18 protein-coding genes are annotated in these 18,921 nt (G+C 73.6%); 8 read left to right on the top strand and 10 right to left on the bottom strand.

Going from position 1 to position 18,921, the window contains the following annotated elements; translation table 11 throughout:
* Positions 1 to 24: 24 nt before the first annotated feature.
* The 3 genes from ACFW2Y_RS14640 to fasR form a co-directional block, all read right to left on the bottom strand.
* Positions 25 to 1,056 carry a ketoacyl-ACP synthase III gene (locus ACFW2Y_RS14640; RefSeq protein WP_384877958.1) on the bottom strand — a complete coding sequence of 344 codons (1,032 nt, stop codon included), beginning with the start codon at positions 1,054 to 1,056 and terminating at the stop codon, positions 25 to 27.
* 18 nt (positions 1,057 to 1,074) lie between these two features.
* Positions 1,075 to 1,992, bottom strand: coding sequence for an ACP S-malonyltransferase (locus ACFW2Y_RS14635; protein WP_384877955.1), 918 nt, complete (start codon positions 1,990 to 1,992; stop codon positions 1,075 to 1,077).
* 89 nt (positions 1,993 to 2,081) lie between these two features.
* Positions 2,082 to 3,263 (bottom strand): fatty acid biosynthesis transcriptional regulator FasR, encoded by a 1,182-nt coding sequence (gene fasR, locus ACFW2Y_RS14630; RefSeq protein ID WP_384877952.1) that lies wholly within the window; start codon positions 3,261 to 3,263, stop codon positions 2,082 to 2,084.
* 91 nt (positions 3,264 to 3,354) lie between these two features.
* Between fasR and ACFW2Y_RS14625 the strand changes: the two genes are divergently transcribed.
* The gene (locus ACFW2Y_RS14625; protein ID WP_384877949.1) at positions 3,355 to 4,008 is read left to right on the top strand and encodes a pirin family protein; all 654 of its coding nucleotides are present in this window, start codon (positions 3,355 to 3,357) and stop codon (positions 4,006 to 4,008) included.
* A gap of 97 nt (positions 4,009 to 4,105) precedes the next feature.
* Here ACFW2Y_RS14625 and ACFW2Y_RS14620 read toward each other — a convergent pair whose 3' ends face one another.
* The gene (locus ACFW2Y_RS14620; protein ID WP_384878018.1) at positions 4,106 to 5,320 is read right to left on the bottom strand and encodes an Ig-like domain-containing protein; all 1,215 of its coding nucleotides are present in this window, start codon (positions 5,318 to 5,320) and stop codon (positions 4,106 to 4,108) included.
* A gap of 219 nt (positions 5,321 to 5,539) precedes the next feature.
* On the opposite strand from ACFW2Y_RS14620, the gene ACFW2Y_RS14615 reads away from it, so the two are divergent.
* From ACFW2Y_RS14615 to ACFW2Y_RS14595, 5 genes are all read left to right on the top strand, one after another.
* Positions 5,540 to 6,727, top strand: coding sequence for a lipid II:glycine glycyltransferase FemX (locus tag ACFW2Y_RS14615; protein WP_384877946.1), 1,188 nt, complete (start codon positions 5,540 to 5,542; stop codon positions 6,725 to 6,727).
* Positions 6,724 to 8,373 carry a murein biosynthesis integral membrane protein MurJ gene (gene murJ / locus ACFW2Y_RS14610; RefSeq protein ID WP_384877943.1) on the top strand — a complete coding sequence of 550 codons (1,650 nt, stop codon included), beginning with the start codon at positions 6,724 to 6,726 and terminating at the stop codon, positions 8,371 to 8,373. Before ACFW2Y_RS14615 ends, murJ begins: the two co-directional genes overlap by 4 nt.
* A 118-nt stretch (positions 8,374 to 8,491) precedes the next feature.
* Positions 8,492 to 9,175, top strand: coding sequence for a response regulator (locus ACFW2Y_RS14605; RefSeq protein ID WP_384877940.1), 684 nt, complete (start codon positions 8,492 to 8,494; stop codon positions 9,173 to 9,175).
* 8 nt (positions 9,176 to 9,183) lie between these two features.
* A complete protein-coding gene (locus ACFW2Y_RS14600; RefSeq protein WP_384877937.1) occupies positions 9,184 to 10,725 on the top strand; it encodes an ATP-binding protein in 1,542 nt (513 codons plus the stop codon).
* On the top strand, positions 10,722 to 11,333 hold the full coding sequence (locus ACFW2Y_RS14595; RefSeq protein ID WP_384877934.1) for a hypothetical protein: 612 nt from the start codon (positions 10,722 to 10,724) through the stop codon (positions 11,331 to 11,333). The genes ACFW2Y_RS14600 and ACFW2Y_RS14595 overlap by 4 nt, the downstream gene beginning before the upstream one ends.
* A 10-nt stretch (positions 11,334 to 11,343) precedes the next feature.
* On the opposite strand, the gene ACFW2Y_RS14590 is transcribed toward ACFW2Y_RS14595, so the two are convergent.
* Entirely contained in the window at positions 11,344 to 12,174 is an 831-nt protein-coding gene (locus ACFW2Y_RS14590) for a serine hydrolase domain-containing protein (RefSeq protein WP_384877931.1), read from the bottom strand.
* Between the two features lie 52 nt (positions 12,175 to 12,226).
* Here ACFW2Y_RS14590 and ACFW2Y_RS14585 point away from each other — a divergent pair, with 52 nt between their 5' ends.
* Complete coding sequence (locus tag ACFW2Y_RS14585) at positions 12,227 to 12,646, top strand: MerR family transcriptional regulator (RefSeq protein ID WP_384877928.1); 420 nt, start codon at positions 12,227 to 12,229, stop codon at positions 12,644 to 12,646.
* Positions 12,643 to 13,665 (top strand): aldo/keto reductase, encoded by a 1,023-nt coding sequence (locus tag ACFW2Y_RS14580; RefSeq protein WP_384877925.1) that lies wholly within the window; start codon positions 12,643 to 12,645, stop codon positions 13,663 to 13,665. The genes ACFW2Y_RS14585 and ACFW2Y_RS14580 overlap by 4 nt, the downstream gene beginning before the upstream one ends.
* Positions 13,666 to 13,673: 8 nt before the next feature.
* On the opposite strand, the gene ACFW2Y_RS14575 is transcribed toward ACFW2Y_RS14580, so the two are convergent.
* The 5 genes from ACFW2Y_RS14575 to ACFW2Y_RS14555 all read right to left on the bottom strand — a co-directional run.
* Complete coding sequence (locus ACFW2Y_RS14575; protein WP_384877922.1) at positions 13,674 to 14,870, bottom strand: acyltransferase; 1,197 nt, start codon at positions 14,868 to 14,870, stop codon at positions 13,674 to 13,676.
* Positions 14,867 to 15,847 (bottom strand): alpha/beta hydrolase, encoded by a 981-nt coding sequence (locus ACFW2Y_RS14570; protein ID WP_384877919.1) that lies wholly within the window; start codon positions 15,845 to 15,847, stop codon positions 14,867 to 14,869. The genes ACFW2Y_RS14575 and ACFW2Y_RS14570 overlap by 4 nt, the downstream gene beginning before the upstream one ends.
* Before the next feature lie 272 nt (positions 15,848 to 16,119).
* A complete protein-coding gene (locus tag ACFW2Y_RS14565; RefSeq protein ID WP_384877916.1) occupies positions 16,120 to 16,803 on the bottom strand; it encodes a response regulator in 684 nt (227 codons plus the stop codon).
* Complete coding sequence (locus ACFW2Y_RS14560; protein WP_384877913.1) at positions 16,800 to 18,173, bottom strand: sensor histidine kinase; 1,374 nt, start codon at positions 18,171 to 18,173, stop codon at positions 16,800 to 16,802. The genes ACFW2Y_RS14565 and ACFW2Y_RS14560 overlap by 4 nt, the downstream gene beginning before the upstream one ends.
* Before the next feature lie 186 nt (positions 18,174 to 18,359).
* Positions 18,360 to 18,921: DUF4429 domain-containing protein (locus ACFW2Y_RS14555; RefSeq protein WP_384877910.1), on the bottom strand; the 562-nt coding region annotated here is incomplete at its 5' end.

The following is an 18,921-nucleotide window of genomic DNA, read 5'->3' as shown; positions in this document are numbered from 1 at the left end:
GGGCTTCCGGGGGATCCGGTGTGCCTAGGGGAGGGTAACGACCGTCGCGGCGTAGACGAGACCCGCCCCGAAGCCGATGACGAGCGCGGTGTCGCCGCTCTTCGCCTTCCCGGTCGCCAAGAGCCGCTCCATGGCGAGCGGGATCGAGGCGGCCGAGGTGTTGCCGGTGGTTTCCACGTCGCGGGCGACCGTGACGTGCTCCGGCAGCTTCAGGGTCTTCACCATCGAGTCGATGATCCGCATGTTCGCCTGGTGCGGGATGAAGACGTCCAGGTCGTCCGCCGTGATGCCGGCGGCGTCCAGCGCCTGCTGGGCGACCTTCGCCATCTCGAAGACGGCCCAGCGGAACACCGCCTGGCCCTCCTGCGTGATGGCCGGGAACTTGAGCTCGCCGTGCTCGTTGACCGGGAGCTGAGAGACGTCGCCGACGCGGAAGTCGTTCCACGGCACGGTCTGCTTGATCGTCTCGGACTTGTCGCCCTCGGAACCCCAGACGGTGGGGCCGATGTGCGGTTCCGCGGAGGGACCGACGACCACGGCGCCGGCGCCGTCGCCGAACAGGAAGGCCGTCGCGCGGTCTTCCAGGTCCGTCAGGTCGCTGAGCCGCTCGACACCGATGACGAGCACGTACTCCGCAGAGCCCTCGACGATCATGCCCTTGGCGAGCGTCAGGCCGTAGCCGAAGCCCGCGCAGCCGGCGGAGATGTCGAACGCGGCCGGCTTCCCGGCGCCGATCTTGTCGGCGATCTCGGTGGCGACGGCAGGGGTCTGCTTGAAGTGCGAGACCGTCGAGACGATCACGGCACCGATCTGCTCGGGGGTGATCCCGGCGTCGGCGATGGCCTTGCCCGACGCCTCCACCGACATGGCGGCGACGGTCTCCTCCGGGGAGGCCCAGTGGCGGGTGGCGATGCCCGAGCGCGAGCGGATCCACTCGTCGGAGGAGTCGATCTTCTCGAGGATCACCTCGTTCGGCACGACCCGGGTGGGGCGGTAGCCGCCGACCCCCAGGATCCGCGCGTACGGGGCGCCCTTGCTGGGCTTGATCTTCGACATGCTTCTCGACACTCCTTCTCAGGCAGCCGCGTGCTCGGCGACGAGCGCACGGGCCGCGTCGAGGTCGTCGGGAGTCTTCAGGGCGACCGTGGCCACACCGGGCAGGGCGCGCTTGGCGAGGCCCGTCAGGGTGCCGCCGGGGCAGACCTCGACGAGCGCGGTCGCGCCGAGCTCCTTGAAGGTCTCCATGCACAGGTCCCAGCGGACCGGGTTGGCGACCTGGCCGACCAGGCGGGCCAGGACCTCGGCGCCGTCGGCGACGACCTGCCCGTCCTTGTTGGAGACGTAGCGGGTGGTCGGGGCGGCCGGGGACAGCTGCTTCGCCGCCTCCTCCAGCTTCGCCACGGCCGGGGCCATGTGGTGCGTGTGGAAGGCGCCGGCGACCTTGAGCGCGACGACCCGACGGACGCCCTCGGGCTTGTCCGCCTCCAGGGCGGCCAGCTGCTCCAGGGTGCCGGCGGCCACGATCTGGCCGGCGCCGTTCACGTTCGCCGGGGTCAGGCCGAGCTTCTCCAGGTGCGGGACGGTCACCTCGGGGTCGCCGCCGAGCAGCGCCGACATGCCCGTCGCGGTGATCGCGGCGGCCTCGGCCATCGCGAGTCCGCGGGTACGGACGAGTCGCAGCGCCGCGGTGTCGTCGAGGACGCCCGCGAATGCGGCGGCGGTGAACTCGCCGACGCTGTGACCGGCGACGACGCCGGGCGCACCGGCGTCGAGCGCGGCGGCGGACAGCAGTCCGGCGGCGACGAGGAGCGGCTGGGCCACGGCGGTGTCACGGATCTCGTCCGCGTCCGCCTTCGTGCCGTAGTGGGCGAGGTCGAGCCCGATCGCGTCGGACCAGGCCGCGATGCGGTCGGCGGCGCCGGGGAGTTCGAGCCAGGGGGTCAGGAAGCCGGGCGTCTGGGCGCCTTGGCCGGGAGCGACGAGTACGAGCACCCTCACACTCTCTCTTGGGGACGGCTTCGAGCGCCCGTGGGGACAAGGACGAAGAACCGTCGGGGGAATTGTTGGTGTTCGACAAAAGTCTAGGACTGGGAATCTCCGTCGGCCAAGCGCCCCAGGATGAGGGCGATCCGCAGAGTGAAGGCGGAGCGCACGTCGGAGGGTGACCAGCCGGTGACGTCGGTCACACGTCGAAGCCGGTAGCGCACGGTGTTCGGGTGGACGAAGAGCATCCTGGCCGCGCCTTCCAGGCTGCTCGCCTGCTCCAGGTAGACACTGAGAGTTTCGAGCAGCGCCGACCCGGCTTCCTCCAGCGGTCTGTAGATCTCCTCCACCAACTGCTCGCGTGCCGAAGGGTCGGATGCGATGGCGCGCTCCGGGAGGAGATCGTCCGCCAGGACCGGGCGGGGCGCGTCCTGCCAGGCCGAGCACGCCTTGAGGCCGGCCGCGGCGGCCTGCGCGGAACGCGTTGCGGCGAGCAGGTCCGGGACGACCGGGCCGGCCACGACCGGCCCCTGCGCGTACGGCCCGATCAGGGCCTTCGCCACGGCGAGGGGGTTGTCGTTGCCGCCCGCGATGACGACGAGCCGGTTGCCGAGGACACCGGTGAGGACCTGCAGCTTGGCGTGCCGGGCGGCGCGGCGGATCGCTTCCACGGTCAACTCGCTGTCCCCGTCGGGAGCCGTGCCGAGGACCACGCACACGTGGTCCGGGGAGTTCCAGCCGAGGGCCGCAGCCCGGGAGACGGCGCCCTCGTCGGCCTCGCCGGAGAGCACCGCGTTCACCACCAGTGACTCCAGGCGCGCGTCCCAGGCGCCCCGGGCCTCGGCGGCCTGCGCGTACACCTGGGCGGTGGCGAACGCGATCTCCCGCGCGTACACGAGGAGCGCCTCGCGCAGCACGGACTCGTCGCCGGGGGCCGCGACCTCCTCGATCGCCGACTCCATGACCTCGATCGTGGTGCGGACCATCTCCACGGTCTGGCGCAAGGTGATCGCGCGGGTCAGTTCGCGGGGAGCGGTGCCGAAGACGTCCGTGGAGATCGCCTGCGGGGTCTCGGGGTGCCGGAACCACTCGGTGAACGCGGCGATGCCGGCCTGCGCGACCAGGCCGATCCACGACCGGTTCTCGGGCGGCATCGCGCGGTACCACGGCAGCGTCTCGTCCATGCGGGCGATGGCGCCGGCGGCGAGCCGTCCGGAGGACTGTTCGAGGCGCTTCAGGGTCGCGGCGTGCGGATGAGCGGCGTTCACGGGTTCAGGCACGGGGACAAGACTGCCTTATCCGGACGCCGGTGTGCGGGGCCGGGGCGGTTTCGTCCCGACGGGGCCGAGGCGGGGGACTACGGTGGCCCCCGTGATCCGCATCCAGCGCGCCGGCGAGCGCTACCCCGGGGGCGACCCGGCGGCCGGGATCGAGACCCGGCACGCCCTGTCCTTCGGCCCGCACTACGACCCCGACAACCTCCGCTTCGGCGCGCTCCTCGCCTGCAACGAGGAGCGGCTCGCGCCCGGGGCCGGCTTCGACGAGCACCCGCACAGCCACACCGAGATCGTGACCTGGGTCGTCGAGGGCGAACTCACCCACCGGGACAGCGCCGGCCACGAGACCGTCGTCCGGCCCGGCGACCTCCAGCGGCTCGGCTCGGCGGGCGGCGTCCGCCACGTGGAGCGCAACGACGCCGACGCGCCGCTCGTCTTCGTCCAGATGTGGCTCGCACCGCTCCGGCCGGGCGGAGAGCCCTCCTACGAGGTGGTGCGGGAGCTCGGGACGACGTACCGCTTGCCCGGGGCGGGCGCGGTCCTGCACGTGCACCGGCCCGGTGCGGGGGAGCGCACCGCGGTTCCGGCAGCCGACTTCGCGTATGTGCACGTGGTGCGGGGGACCGTGCGGCTGGACGGCGAGGAGCTGGGCCCGGGCGACGCGGCCCGCGTCACCGGTGCGGAGGTGCCGGAGCTGCGCGCGACCACCGACGCGGAGGTGCTGGTGTGGGAGATGCGCGCCCCGTGACCAGTGTCCCGCGGACGCCGGGCCGGGAGGCCGCGCCGCGGGGTGTTGCCCCGCCGGGGCGCCGCGGGAGGGCGGCGCCGGGGCGGGCGGGGGCGCGTCAGCGCAGGGCGCTCTTCGCCTTCCAGTCCTCCCAGCCGATGTTCCAGGCCCCGTAGCCGTTCCCCTCCGCCACCTCGCCCTTCGTCTCGCGCCCCTTGATCTCGAAGGGGTCACCCACGTGCACCGCGGCGTAGAAGTCCGCCGCGTCCTCGTTGCTCATGCCGATGCAGCCGGAACTCCGGTTGGCCTTGCCGAAGTACGCGGCGTTCCACGGCGCCGCGTGCGCGTACATCCCGGACCAGGTGAGCCGCATCGAGTAGTCGACCATCTTGTCGTAGGCGTCGCCGAGCCCGACCGTCTCGGAATTCATGTTGATGGTGCCCTCCTTGGCCATCAGTACGGCCGTCCCCCGCCAGGACCGCTTGTCGCCCCCCGGGGTGCCGCCGGAGACCGGGATGGTGCGGACCGCCTTCCCGTCCCGCTCCAGCACCAGCCGGTGCGCGTCGAGGTCGACCTTCACGACCTGCGCCGCGCCGACGGTGAAGCCGGTGCGGTAGTCCCGCACGAACCAGCCGCCGCCCGAGTCGGTGCCGTTGAGGTCCGCTTCGAGGGTGACCTCGGTGCCCGGCTTCCAGTACTCCTTGGGCCGCCAGTCCACCCGGTCCCGCCCCGAGTGGTCCTTGACCCAACCCCAGGAGCCCTCGGTGCCGTTCGAGGTGTGCACCTTCAGCTGCTTCTCGACGTCCGCCTTCCGCGTCACCGGGAGGTCGAAGACGACGGAGAGCGGGTGCCCGATGCCCACGGTGGTGTTCTTGCCGGGGGCCAGGGTCAGCTTGTTGACCTTCTCGGGCGCCGGGGTGGCGAAGGAGGACCGGGCGGTCGACTCCTTGCCGTCGGCGGTGCGGGACGTCGCCTCGACGGTGTAGGTGGTGCCCGGCAGCGCCTTGCGGTCCGACGTCCAGCTCGTCCCGCCCGCACCCGTACGGCCCTTGAGGGTTCCGCCCTCGGCGTCGACGACCCGCACGTCCGTGAGCGTGCCGCCGGAGGCGGTCACGACCACCGGGCTGCCGGCGCTCTTCGCCGCCACCGCCACCTTCGCCGGGGACGCCCCCGCGGCCCCGGGCCGAGACCCTGCCGGGTTCTCCGCCGCCTGCGCCGAGCAGGCGGTGAGGGACACGGCCAGCGCCACGGCCGCGAGGGCGGGACGGGACGCACGCCCCGGCAGGCGCGGGCCCTCGGGCAAGGGCGCCCGGGTCGGGTGCGAGGTGCGTATCGGCAGCACGGAAGGCCTCCGCAGTGGTGAGGAAAGAGGTGGGATGTCCTGGACTGTAGGACGCCGTCGCCCCTCCGCGGGGCGCTGGGAGCCCGTGTGACGAAGGCTGCGGCAGAACCGTCATCGTCCTGTCACAATCACCGCGCGCACCGGTCGAATTCGGCTGTGAGCCTGCTGTGCGCCCCACCACCGAGGGGCGGAACAAGGAGGCTCCCCGTTGTGTCAGCCCTGCTCGTGACGGCCGCACCCACCGACCGCCGTGCCCCCGCGGGACCGGTCAGGCTCGGGCCCGTGACCCCCGAGGCGTACCGTGCGTTCCTCGACTCCCGCTCCGGCGCGGACGGGCCGAGCTTCCTCCAACTTCCCTCCTGGGCACGGGTGAAGGACGGCTGGAGCCACCAACTCATCGGTTGGGGAAGGGAAGGGGCCGATCTGGCGGGCGTCGCACTCGTCCTGCTCCGCCCCTTCCCCGGCACCCGGAAGTACTTCGCCTACCTGCCCGAAGGGCCCGTCGCCGACTGGGCCGACCCCGACCTGGACGGCTGGCTCGCCCCGCTCCTCGGCCACCTGCGCGCCTGCGGCGCCTTCGCGGTCCGCATCGGGCCGGGGCCGGCCCACCGGCGGTGGGCCGCCGCCACGGTGAAGGCCGGCACCGGGCCCGGCAAACGGCTCTCCGACGTCCTGGCCGACGAGGTCGACCCGCTGGGCACCGCCGTCGCCGAACGCCTGCGGGCCCGCGGCTGGCGCCGCTGCGGCGGCGACTCCGAGGACGGCGCCGACGCCCAGCCCCGGCACGTCTTCCAGGTCCCGCTCGCCGGCCGTGACACCGACGACCTGTGGTCCGGCCTCAACCAGGAGTGGCGGCGCAACGTCCGCAAGGCGCGGAAGTCCGGCGTCGAGGTCGTCGTCGGTTCCGCGGCCGACCTTCCGGAGTTCTACCGGCTGCTCCGCATCACCGAGGAACGCGACGGCTTCCGGCTCGGCCGCTCCCTCGCGTACTACGAGCGCCAGTACGCCGTCCTCAACGCCGAACAACCGGGCCGCATGAAGCTCTACCTCGCCCGCCACGAGGGCGAGGTCCTCGCCGCGCACACCATGGTCACCGTGGGGGGCCGGGTCTGGTACCAGACCGGGGCATCCGCCGACCACCGCCGGGAGGTGCGGCCCTCCAACGCCCTCCAGTGGCGCATGCTGCTCGACGCCCACGCCCTCGGCGCCGCCGTCTACGACCTGCGCGGGGTACCCTCCACCCTTGATCCGAACGACCGTGCCCACGGCCTCCTCCGCTGGAAGCTCGGCACCGGCGGCCGGGTCGTCGAAACACTGGGGGAGTGGGAGACACCGATGCACGGCACGACCAACCATGCGCTCTACCGGGCCTTCCACGCCTATCTGGCCCGTCGATGACGGCCACGCTCACCGAACGCCCCCGACCGAAGGCCGCGTCCGTCCTCCGCAGCGGTGCCGTCATGGCCGCCGGGTCGCTCGTCTCGCGCGCCACCGGCTTCCTCCGTGCCTCCGTCGTCGCCGCCGCGCTCGGTGCGGGCCTGGTCGCCGACGGCTACGCGGTCGGCAACTCCGTCCCCACCATCGTCTACATGCTGCTCCTCGGCGGCGCCCTCAACGCGGTCTTCGTCCCCGAACTGGTCAAGGCCGCGAAGGAACACGAGGACGGCGGCGCCGCCTACACCGACCGGCTCCTCACCCTCTGCGCGCTCGCCCTCGCCGCGCTCACGGCCGTCGCGGTGCTGGCGGCCCCGCTCATCGTCGACACGTACACCGACTACGTCGGCGGCCAGCGGGACCTGACCATCGCCTTCGCCCGCACCTGCCTCCCGCAGATCCTCTTCCTCGGCCTCTTCACCCTCCTCGGGCAAGTCCTCAACGCCCGAGGCCGGTTCGGCGCGATGATGTGGGCCCCGGTGCTCAACAACGTGGTCGTCGTCGCCGTCTTCGGCCTGTTCCTGACCGTGGGGGACGGCGGCGAACTCACCCCCGGCGAGACGGCGCTGCTCGGCTGGGGCACCACCGCCGGCATCCTGCTCCAGGCCCTCGCCCTCCTGCCCGCGCTGCGTGCCGCCGGCTTCCGCTGGCGGCCCCGGTTCGACTGGCGCGGCAGCGGCCTCGCCACCCCGCTGCGCTCGGCGGGCTGGCTGGTGCTGCTCGTCCTCACCAACCAGGGCGCGTACTGGGTGACCACCTGGCTCGCCACCTCCGCGGGCACGACGATCAGCGGCGGCGGCATCACCGCCTACAACAACGCCTATCTGCTGTGGACCGTCCCGCACGGCATCATCACGGTCTCCCTCGTCACCGCGCTGCTGCCCCGGATGAGCGCCACCGCCGCAGACGGTGACCTCGCGGGCGTCCGGCGGGACGTCTCCTACGCCCTGCGGACCAGCTCCGCGGCCGTCGTCCCCGCCGCCTGTGCGCTCCTCGCGCTCGCCCTGCCGCTGATGACGCTGGTCTTCCGGCACGGGGCGACCACCGGCGACGACATCCGCGCGATGTCCTGGACCCTGATGGCCTTCGCACCCGGCCTGATCGCCCTCTCCGGTCAGTACGTGTGCACCCGCGCCTTCTACGCCCTGCGCGACACCCGCACCCCCTTCCTCCTCAACCTGGTCATCGCAACCCTGAACGCAGGGCTCTCCCTGGCCGCGTACCACGTCCTCCCGACCCGCTGGGCGGTCACCGGCATGGCAGCGGCCTACTCCCTTGCGCTCTGGGCGGGTTGGGCGGTCACGGCACACGCGCTGCGGCGCCGGCTGCGGGGCGGCCCGGAGACGGCGCCGGGACGGCCACGGGACGGAGCCGGCAGCGCGGCGGGTGCCCTCGGACGGCTCCTGGTCGCGGCGGTGCCGGCGGCCGGCTACGGCCTGTTCGTCGTCGACGCGACGGAGGCGGCGGGCCCGTTCGTCACCGGCTCCGCCGGAGCCCTCACGATCCTCGCGGTCTTCGCCCTGCTCGCCCGCCCCCTGCGCCTCACGGAGGTGGAAACCCTCCTCGCCTCCGCGGCGAGCCGGCTGCGCGTCCCGGTGCGCCGCACCTGACGACGCCTCCGCACCTCCGTCCCGCGGGGTCTCCCCGGGCCGCCCCGCCGCCCAAGGCCCCGATGAGACCGATGACCTCCCCGACCGGGGACGAAAACGACCTTGGGATACTCCACACATGCCCCGCCTGCTCCTCATCGAAGACGACCCCTCCGTCCGCGAAGGCGTCGAACTCGGCCTCCGACGACGCGGCCACGAGGTCCGGACCGCACCCACCGGCGAGGCGGGGCTCGCCGCGCTCGGAGAGTTCCGGCCCGACCTGCTCCTGCTCGACCTCATGCTGCCCGGCATGAACGGCGTCCAGGTCTGCCGGCAGGTCCGGGAGGGCAGCCAGCTGCCGATCATCATGCTGACCGCCCGGGGCGATGACTTCGACGTCGTCGTCGGGTTGGAGGCCGGAGCCGACGACTACATCGTGAAGCCCGCCCGCACCGAGGTCATCGAAGCCCGGATCCGGGCCGTGCTGCGCCGCATCGAGGACCCCGGGACCGGCCGTCCCGCCGTCGAGTTCCACGGGGAGCTCGCGATCGACCGGGTCGGCCTCACCGTGGCGAAGGCCGGCGAGCGCCTCGCCCTCGCGCCGTCCGAGCTGAAGCTGCTGCTCCACCTGACGGCCGCCCCCGAGCAGGTCTTCAGCCGTCAGCAACTCCTCGAACACGTCTGGGAGCACAGCTACCACGGGGACGCCCGACTGGTCGACGCCTGTGTCCGCCGGCTGCGGAACAAGATCGAGGACGTTCCGGGCGACCCCCGCTACATCCAGACGCTGCGGGGCTTCGGCTACCGCTTCGGCCCGCTGTGAAGGCCTGCGTGAGCCCGGAACCGACCACCCGGGCGGAGGCGGAGCCCGGCACGCCACCGGGCCGGGAACGCCTCGCGGCCCCGGACGCCCCGCGGGGCCGTCGCCGGGCCCGCGGCCCCCGGCTGCGCCCCTTCGGCCTGCGGACCCGGCTCGTCCTCGCCTTCCTGCTCGTCGCTGCCGTCGGCTGCGGCACCACCGCCGCGCTGACCTATCGTGCCGCCCGCAACGCGATCCTGGAACAGACCCAGGACACCGCCGTCTCCGCCTTCCGGGGCCAGGTCGACGCGCTCTCCATCGACCTGCCGGTCGTCCCCGACTCCCTCCGGAGCAACCTCCTCGCCATCGCCCGCCAGGGCAAGCCGCGCCCCTGGCGGGTCTACGCGGAGTACGGCTCCGTCCGCATCTCCTCCACCGACCGCCCCACGTCCACCGTCATCACCCCCGAACTGCGCGCCCGCGCGCAGGCGGGTTCGGCCCGTCCGCACGGCAGCTTCCAGCGCGTCGTGAAGGGCGGCACCCCGTACCTGACGATCGCCGTCCCCGCCGTCTTCCGGACGCACGCGACCCGCGGCACGGCCCAACCCACCGGCCTCGTGCTGTACGCCGTGATGGAGCTCGACGAGGAGGAGGCGAACATCGAGGCCATGGTCAGCGCCGCCCGTGACGGAGCCCTCCCGGCCCTGGCCATCGCCCTGATCCCCGCCCTCGTCGCCTCGCGCGGAGTGCTCCGCCCGGTACGGGAACTGCGGCGCGCCGCCCAGAGCATGGGGCGCGGTCAGCTCGACACCCGGATCCATGCGAAGGGCAGCGACGAACTCGCCGATCTGGCACGCACGTTCAACGAGTCCGCCGCCCAGCTGGAACGTTCCGTGGCGGAGCTCCGCAGCGCCGAGGCCCGCGCCCGCCGCTTCGCCTCCGACGTCTCGCACGAACTGCGCACTCCGCTGGCCGGAATGCTCGCGGTCACCGAGCTCCTGGACGAGGACGCCGATGCCCTCGACAGCGACACCGCCCGCGCCGTGCGGCTGATCAGCGCCGAGACCGGCAAACTCGCCGTGCTCGTCGAGGACCTGATGGAGATCTCCCGCTTCGACGCCCGTGCCGCCGAACTCCACCTCGACGAGGTCGACGCCGCCGACTGCGTCCGAAAGACCCTCCAGCACCGGCACTGGACGGACCCGGAGCAGGTCCTCCCGCACCTCACCGAGGGCGTCCGGGCCCGCCTCGACCCGCGTCGTTTCGACGTCGTCGTCGCCAACCTCGTCGGCAACGCCCTCCGACACGGCGCGGCGCCGGTCACGGTCCTGCAGTACGTGGAAGGGAACGAGCTGGTGACGGAGGTCGCCGACCGGGGGCCGGGCATTCCGCCGGACATCCTCCCGCACGTCTTCGACCGCTTCTACAAGGCGGACCTGGCCAGGACCCGTTCGGTGGGCAGCGGCCTCGGCCTCGCGATCACCCTGGAGAACGTACGGCTGCACGGCGGCACCATTCGGGCCGCCAACCAACCGACGGGCGGCGCCGTCTTCACCGTGCGGACGCCACTGTGAGGCGCCGGACGGTCGCGGCCGCCCTGCTCGGTGCGGTGACGCTCGCCGCCTGCGGCATCCAGGAGACCGACGTCGTCGAGGCGGGCGGCGCCGCGACCGTCATCGTCGCCCCGCCGCCCGAGTTCCGGATGGTGCTCTACTTCCTCGGACCGGACGGACGGCCGGTTCCGGTGATCCGCGACCTCCAGCGGCCGTTCCCCGAGGAGACCCTGCCGCCCGGCGTCGTCCGGACGCGACCGGAGCCGGGGGAGACCGGCGTGGGCCCGGCCGAGACCTCCCCGGCCTGGGGAAGCGGCGCGGTCGCCACCGACAAGGTGCTCGCCGTGCTGCTCGCCGGCCCGAGCGAGGCCGATGCCTCGGCGGGCCTGACCACGGGGATCCCGGCGTTCGACGCCCCGCCGCGCGTCGAGGAACTCAAGGGGCAGCCGACCACGGGGGGGCGCCGGGTCGTCCGGCTCCGTTCCCCGTTCCCCGTCCGGGACCTCTCCGAGGCCGCCGTCCAGCAACTGGTCTGCACGGCCGTCTACGCCGAGGACCGGGGCGGCGAGGTCGACGTGATCGTCATGGGGATCGACGGCACGCTCCCGGAGACCGGCTGCGCGGTCTGACCGAATCGGTTCAGCGCGCGCGCAGATCCGCCAGGACCGCGTCCGTGAACGGCGGCCAGGCCTCGATCGCCCAGGGGCCGAAGGGCCGGTCGGTGAGGGCGACGCAGGCGGCGCCCGCGTCCGGATCGATCCACAGGAAGGTGCCGGCCTGCCCGAAGTGGCCGAAGGTCCGCGGCGAGGACGTCGCGCCCGTCCAGTGCGGGGACTTGCCGTCCCGGATCTCGAAGCCGAGCCCCCAGTCGTTCGGCCTCTGGTGCCCGTAGCCCGGCAGGATGCCGGTCAGACCGGGGTGGGTGACGGTCATCGCGTCCAGGACGGTCCGCGCGTCGAGCAGCCGCGGCGCCTGCACCTCGGCGGCGAACCGCACCAGGTCGTCCACGGTCGACACGCCGTCCTTCGCGGGCGAGCCCTCCAGGGTCGTCGAGGACATTCCCAAGGGCTCCAGGACCGCCTGGTGCAGATAGTCGGCGAAGGGGATGTCGGTCGCCTTGGCGACGTGGTCACCGAGCGCTTCGAAGCCGGTGTTCGAGTAGATCCGCCGGGTGCCCGGTGCGGCCGTCACCCGGTTCTCGTCGAAGGCGAGCCCCGAGGTGTGTGCGAGGAGGTGTCGCACGGTCGCCCCCTCGGGGCCGGCCGGCTCGTCGAGGTCGATCGCCCCCTCCTCGTACGCGACGAGGACGGCGTACGCCGCGAGCGGCTTGGTGACCGAGGCGAGCGGGAAGCGCCGCCCGGTGGGGCCGTGGGAGCCGGCCAGGGTGCCGTCCGCGCGGACGACGGCGGCTGCCGCGGTGGGGACGGGCCAGTTCTCGATCGACGCCAGGCTCGGCACGCTGCTCTGCATGCTGCCGAGCCTACTTGCTTCGAGTGCACTCCAAGGTTCTAGCGTGGGGCCCATGAGCGTGATCGCGAGCACGACCACGAGCGCACCGGGCACCAACCGGGCCCCCTACACCATCAGCGAGGTGGCTGCCCTGACCGGCCTCTCGGCGCACACCCTGCGCTGGTACGAGCGGATCGGCCTGATGCCCCACGTCGACCGTTCGCACACGGGGCAGCGCCGGTTCACCGATCGCGACCTGAGCTGGCTCGGCTTCGTCGGCAAGCTCCGGCTGACCGGGATGCCGGTCGCCGACATGGTCAGGTACGCCGAGCTGGTGCGCGAGGGCGACCACACCAGGGACGAACGGCGGGAGCTCCTGGAAGCCACCCGGCGTGACGTCCTCACCCGGATCACCGAGCTCCAGGACACGCTCGCCGTACTCGACATCAAGATCAACCACTACGGGACCGCATGCGGAGGAACCCCTTCATGACCAGCACGACCAGGATCGACACCGTGCGCCTCGGCCAGGACGGCCCCCGGGTCGGCATCCAGGGCTTCGGCGCCATGGGCATCAGCGAGTTCTACGGGGAAACCGACGGGACCGCCGCCCGCGACACCCTCGACGCGGCCCTGGAGGTCGGCGTCACCCTGATCGACACCGCCGACATCTACGGCCACGGCGCCAACGAGGAGTTCCTCGCCCCCTTCCTCGCCGCCCACCGCGACGAGGTCACCCTCGCCACCAAGTTCGGCGTGGAGCGCCGCGTCGACGACCCCGCCCACCGGGGGATACGCAACGACCCCGCGTACATCAAGAAGGCCGCCGAGGACAGCCTGCGCCGCCTCGGCGTCGAGACCATCGACCTCTACTACATGCACCGCCGTGACCCGGAGGTCCCGTTCGCCGAGTCCGTCGGCGCGATGGCCGAACTCGTCCGCGAGGGCAAGGTCCGCCACCTGGGACTGAGCGAGGTCACCGGGCCCGAACTGCGCGAGGCCCACGCCGTGCACCCGATCGCCGCCCTCCAGTCGGAGTGGTCCCTCTTCTCCCGGGACGTGGAGCGCAGCGCCGTCGGCGCCGCCGCCGAGCTCGGCGTGACCTTCGTGCCGTACTCGCCGCTCGGCCGGGGCTTTCTGACCGGCGCCTTCGTGAACGCCACCACGGAGCTGTCGAGCGGGGACTACCGCTTGCACCAGCCCCGCTTCACCGGTGAGAACGCTGAGCGGAACGCCGCCCTCCTTGACCCGGTCCGGAAGATCGCCGCCGCCCACGGAGCGACCCCGGCCCAGATCGCCCTCGCCTGGGTGCAGCAGCGCGCCGCCGTGCACGGCCTGACGGTCGTCCCCATCCCCGGCACCCGCAAGCGCGCCCGCCTGCAGGAGAACGTCGCCGCCACCCGCCTCACCCTCACCGAAGCCGAACTCGCCGCGCTGGAGCCGATCGCCGGACGGGTCTCCGGCGACCGGTACCCCGACATGGGCGCCACATCGGTGGGCCGGGAGCGCTGACCACCCGCTCAACCGAGCCCCAGGGCGAAGACCGCGAAGCCGGCCGCCAGCAGCCCCGCCAGCGCCCGGCGGGCCGGCCCGGTCCCCGTCCAGGGCGACTCGAAGGCGCGCGCGTACCGGCCGATCACGAGGAGGGCGCCGGCGAAGACCGGCAGCCAGGCCAGCCGGGCCAGGATCCAGCCGACCGAGTCCGGCGCGCCCACCAGCCCTGCGACCTCGCCGGCGTACGAGGCGGGCACCGCGGCGGCGAGCATCGCCGTCTGGTGCCAGCACAGCACCGTCATCGCGGACAGGTTGACCACCACGACCGGAGCCCAGAGCACGGGCCGCACCAGCAGCCGGCCCAGGCGCTCCCGGAGCAGGACCGCCGCACCGCTCTGGGCCGCGGCGAGGGCGAGGACGAGCAGCGACGGAGGGTGCGAATTGGTGCGGGCCTCGCCGGGCACGCCGACCATCGACGCCGGGTAGCCGAAGACGAGCAGCAGGGTGGCGAAGAGCGCGGCGCCGCCGACCAGCAGCCCCCACGCATGGCGACGGCCGACCCGGCCCTCGCCCCAGGACGCGCCCAGCTGATAGGCGAAGAGCCAGCCCGGCAGGACGTTCACGAGGCTCAGCCAGCCCGGCGCGGAGTCGGCGTACGGCCCGTACCGGAGGAAGTCCACGACGGCGACCGAACCGAGCAGCGGTGCCGCGGCCCAGCACCCGAGCCGGCGGGCCGCCCGCACGCACAGCGGAGTGAGCGCGGTGGCCACCGCGTACACCCCGACGAACCAGAGCGGCTGGACCACCAGGGTGGACGCCGTCCGCAGCGTGTCCACCGGCGCCCCGAGACCGTGGTGCAGCACGGGCAGCAGCACCGCCCAGACGGCGCAGACCCCGAGCACGGGGCGGCCCAGCCGGGCGAGCCGGCCGCCCAGCCAGGCGCGTGTGGAGCCCGCTCGGCGCCGGTACGACAGGGCCGAGGCGTAGCCACCGACCAGGAAGAAGATCCCCAAGGTCTGGAGGACCCAACTCACCGGGGAGAGGTCGGCGAAGGCGCTCAGCGGACTCGCGTTGTGCAGGGCCCCGTCGGCGGAGAGCGTGAAACCGCCGAGCAGCCAGTGCCCGGTCGGCACCGCCAGGAGCGCCAGGGCCCGGAGCCCGTCGACCGCCCGGTCGCGGTGGGCCGGAGTGGCCGATTCGATCCTCGTGAGGAGCCCGCTCACCGGACGTCCCCCTCGGCGATCCGGGCGAAGGCGCGGAGCGAGGAGGTGCCGGGCGCGAAGTAGCCGCCGTGGCCGCGGGCGTCACCGGCCGGGACCACCCGTGCCCCGAACGCCGGATCGGTGGGGTCGGTGCCGTGCCCGAGCCCCGCGAACTCGACGTTCGGCACCCGGTCGATCCAGTCGGTGGGGGCCTTGGCCGCCCAGACCCGTGCGGAGGTGCCGAGCGCCGCGGCGTTCTCGGCGCGCATCCCGGGCGAGCCGAAGACCACCAGGTCCTTGGCCTTCAGCCGGTGGGCGGCGAGACCGCAGACCACGGAGCCGTAGCTGTGGCAGAAGACGGACGGCTCCGCGGCCCCGACCGCGGCCAGACCGTCCGCGAACCGGGCCAACCGGTCCGCCCCGACCCCGGCGAGCCGGTCGGTGGCCGCGTCCAGGCCGACTCCCACGGGGGTCGTGTACCCCGCCCAGGCGATCACTGCCGTCCGGTCGCCGGTCGCCCGGCGCAGGGCCACCGCCATGTCCGCGAGCGGCTGCACGCGGTTCGCGTCGACGTCGGACCCGGGCACCAGCACGGCCACGTGCTCGGCCCGCGCCAGGTCCCCGTACACCAGGACCACCTGTCCCCGGCCGCGCGGGTCATGGGCGAGGACCCGCGCTCCGCCGAACTCCCCTCGTACTGAGCGGGCATTGGCCTCGTACCGCAGGTCGAGGGGGGCTCCGTCGAGGTTCCCGACGACCGTCGGGTGGGAGGCCGCCAGCTCCCGCCGGCGTACGGGACTCAGCCCGGCGAAGAAGCGCGCGACCCCGGCCGGGTCCATCCGCTCCGGATCCGGCAGTCCCGCGGCCCGCCACGCCTCCGTCCCGACCGGTGCCCCGGTCACGGCCTCCTGACCGGTCCCGGACGCCCAGCCCGCCGTACCTGCGATCACTCCGGCCATCACGGCGGTGGTGATCAGGGTCCTCGACATGCGTCCCATCGGTCCGCCCTCCCTCGTTCTCGTCGTCGGCGAGAGGAAGGTAGGAAGAGGACGGGTGGGGGAGCGTCACACCGGGGGGCCAACTCCCCCCTGATACCGCAGTAGGGGGTGGAGGAGCGGTCAACCCCCTCCGAAGGGTGGGGTTCTCCCCCGGAGCGCCGGTCCGGTCGGTCGACGGGGCACGGCCGGCTCCTGTCGCGGAAGCCCCCGGTCGGGGCCCCGCCGGCGGACGCCTCGCGGGGGGAGACGGCCGCCCGGTGCCTCCCGCCGGGTCAGCGGCTCCCGCCCGGGGTCACCAGGCCCGACTCGTACGCGAAGACCACCGCCTGCGCCCGGTCGCGGAGGCCCAACTTCGCGAGGACCCGCCCGATGTGGGTCTTCACGGTCTGTTCCGCGAGGACCAGGCCCTCCGCGATCTCCTGGTTGGACAGGCCCCGTGCGATCAGTTCGAGGACCTCCGTCTCGCGCGGGGTGAGCCCGTTCAGCCGCAGCGCCGTGGCGTCCCGGCGCGGTGCCGGTCGTGCGGCGGCGAAGTCGGCGATGAGCCGCCGGGTGACGGAGGGGGCGAGCAGCGCCTCGCCCGCGGCCACCACCCGTACCGCCGCGATGAGGTCGGCCGGTGGCGCGTCCTTCAACAGGAAGCCGGAGGCACCCGCGCGCAGCGCCTCGTACACGTAGTCGTCCACGTCGAAGGTGGTCAGCATCAGGACCTTCGGCCGGTGCGCGGTGGCGACCGGGGGGTCCAGGATCTCCCGGGCCGCCGCGAGCCCGTCCAACTCCGGCATCCGTACGTCCATCAGGACCACGTCCGGGCGGACCGACCGTGCGACCTCCACGCCCTGCCGCCCGTCCGCCGCTTCGCCGACCACGTCGACGTCGGGCTGCGCGGCGAGCAGTGCGGCGAAACCGGCCCGCACCATGGCCTGGTCGTCGACGATGATCACGCGAATGGTCACTCGGTGTCCTCCGTGTGCAGGGGAAGCCGGGCCGCGACCCGGAAGCCGCCGTCCGGCAGCGGCCCGGTGTCGAGCGAGCCGCCGGTCAACCGTACGCGTTCCCGCATGCCGACGAGTCCGTGACCGGTGCCGTGGGCACCCCGCTCCACGGCGGAACGCTCCTCCAGGGAAGGGCTGTTGACGACGAGGACCGTCAGCCATCCCCCGTCCGCGCGGATCGACACCCGGGTCGACGCCCCCGGTGCGTGCCGCACCACGTTCGCGAGGGCCTCCTGCACGATCCGGTACGCCGACAGGTCCACCGCCTGTGGGACGTCGCCGAGGTCGGCGGCGAGCCGCAGCTCGGCCGGCACCCCCGCCCGCACGGTCGCCTCGACGAGCTGCTGGACCCGGTCGAGTCCCGGCTGGGGGGCCCGCTCTCCCTCCCCGCCGTCGCTGCGCAGCACGGACAGCAGCCGACGCATCTCGGCCAAGGACTCGCGTGCGCTCGTCGCGATCGACCCGAACTCCTCCCGCGCCGCGTCCGGGAGGTCGGGGATGCGGTACGGAGCCGAGTCCGCCTGCACGGTGATCACCGACATGTGGTGGGCAACGACGTCGTGCAACTCGCGCGCGATCCTGGCCCGTTCCTCCAGGAGCGTGCGGCGGGCCCGCTCCGCCTCACTGATCGTCTCCTGCTCCGCGAGCCGCCGCTGTGCGTCCCCCCGGGCGCGGACCGCCGAAACGAGCAGCAGCAGCACCCCGCTCAGGACCAGCAGCAGGGCGTGGATGCTGGTCTGCCCGGCGGGCCGGAAGACCTCCAGCACGTATCCGGCCGTTCCGGTGGCCAGCCACACGCCGAACAGCGCCCGGCGGGACTCGCGGAGCCCCAGCGCGACCATGAGCGCGCAGTAGCCGACGAGCAGCGGCGGGGGCCAGGGCCAGTACTCCGCACGGGGCCCGTCCGAGCCGAGCAGTACGAGCGCGCCGAGCACATCGGCGGTGAAGACGATCCACCAGGCCTGGAGCGGGCGGGTGACGGCGAGTAGCAGCGGCGCGGTCTGGGCGGTGCCGACGGCTCCGGCGAGGGCGCCGCTGACGCCGTAGTCCTGGACGAGGAGCACGATCGTGGAGGGAAGGAGCGAGGCGGTGAAGGCCAGGGCGACCAGGTACGGCAAGAGCCGTGCCCACCGCTGGGACGCGCCGGCGAGGAGCGGCTCCCCCGGCGCGGTCGGGGTGGTGAGCGCGAGCCCCATGCCCTGGAACAGCGCGCGCACCCGGTCGACCGACCACGGGAAGTCGGATCGCTGGAGGCCGGCCCGGCGGGAGGCGGCCCGGTGGGTGTCGGTCGGGGGAGGGGCGGGCGGCTCGGGCCGCGGTGTGATGGCCATGGTCCGCTCAGGGTAGGCAGCGCCGTCCGGCGCCGGCGTCATACCGGGGACCGGGGTCGGGCCTGCCACCCGGGTATGACGAGGGGCCCTGCCCGGGCGGGGCGGGGGCCCCGGGGTCGGCCGGGGCGAGGGGGCCCGGCCCGTGCCCGTGGCGGAGCACTCCCCGGGGCCGGTCCGGCGCCGACCTCACAGCTCCGCCAGGAGCTCCGCCTTCTTCGCCGAGAACTCCGCATCCGTCACCAGGCCCGCCCGGTGCAGCTCGCTCAGGTGCCGAATCCTTTCAGCCACGGCGCCGGGGTCCCGGTGCGCCGTGGCTCCGGCCGCCGTGGGAGCGGCGGCCGGCACGGGAACCCGGTCCTTGGCCCGGATCGCACCGAGCACCGCCGCCGCGAAGGGCAGCGACTCGTGCACCGGTCCGTAGCGGCCGAAGACGATGGACGCCGGGTCCCGGTCCGGCTGGATCTCCCGGGACCCCCCGCTTCGGGGCACCAGCCGCAGATGGCCGTCGAGGCCGTCCGGCGAGCGCCATTCGACCCCGCAGAGATCCTGGACCGAGAAGACCTGGTCGCCGGCCTTCCACTTCTCCGAGGAAGCCCCCGTCGAGGACCAGCGGAACGCGACCTCCGAAGCCCCGTCGAAACTCGCCTTCCCGTCGTACGCCTTGAAGGACAACGGTCCCGGCGGCGGTTCCACCAGGAAGCGCTCGACGGGCGCGAAGTCCTCGGTGCCGTTCGGCACGAACCCCTCC

The sequence above is a fragment of the Streptomyces sp. NPDC058877 genome (assembly GCF_042742855.1).
In the GTDB taxonomy this organism is placed as follows: domain Bacteria; phylum Actinomycetota; class Actinomycetes; order Streptomycetales; family Streptomycetaceae; genus Streptomyces.
This window is presented reverse-complemented; position numbering and strand designations above follow the sequence as displayed.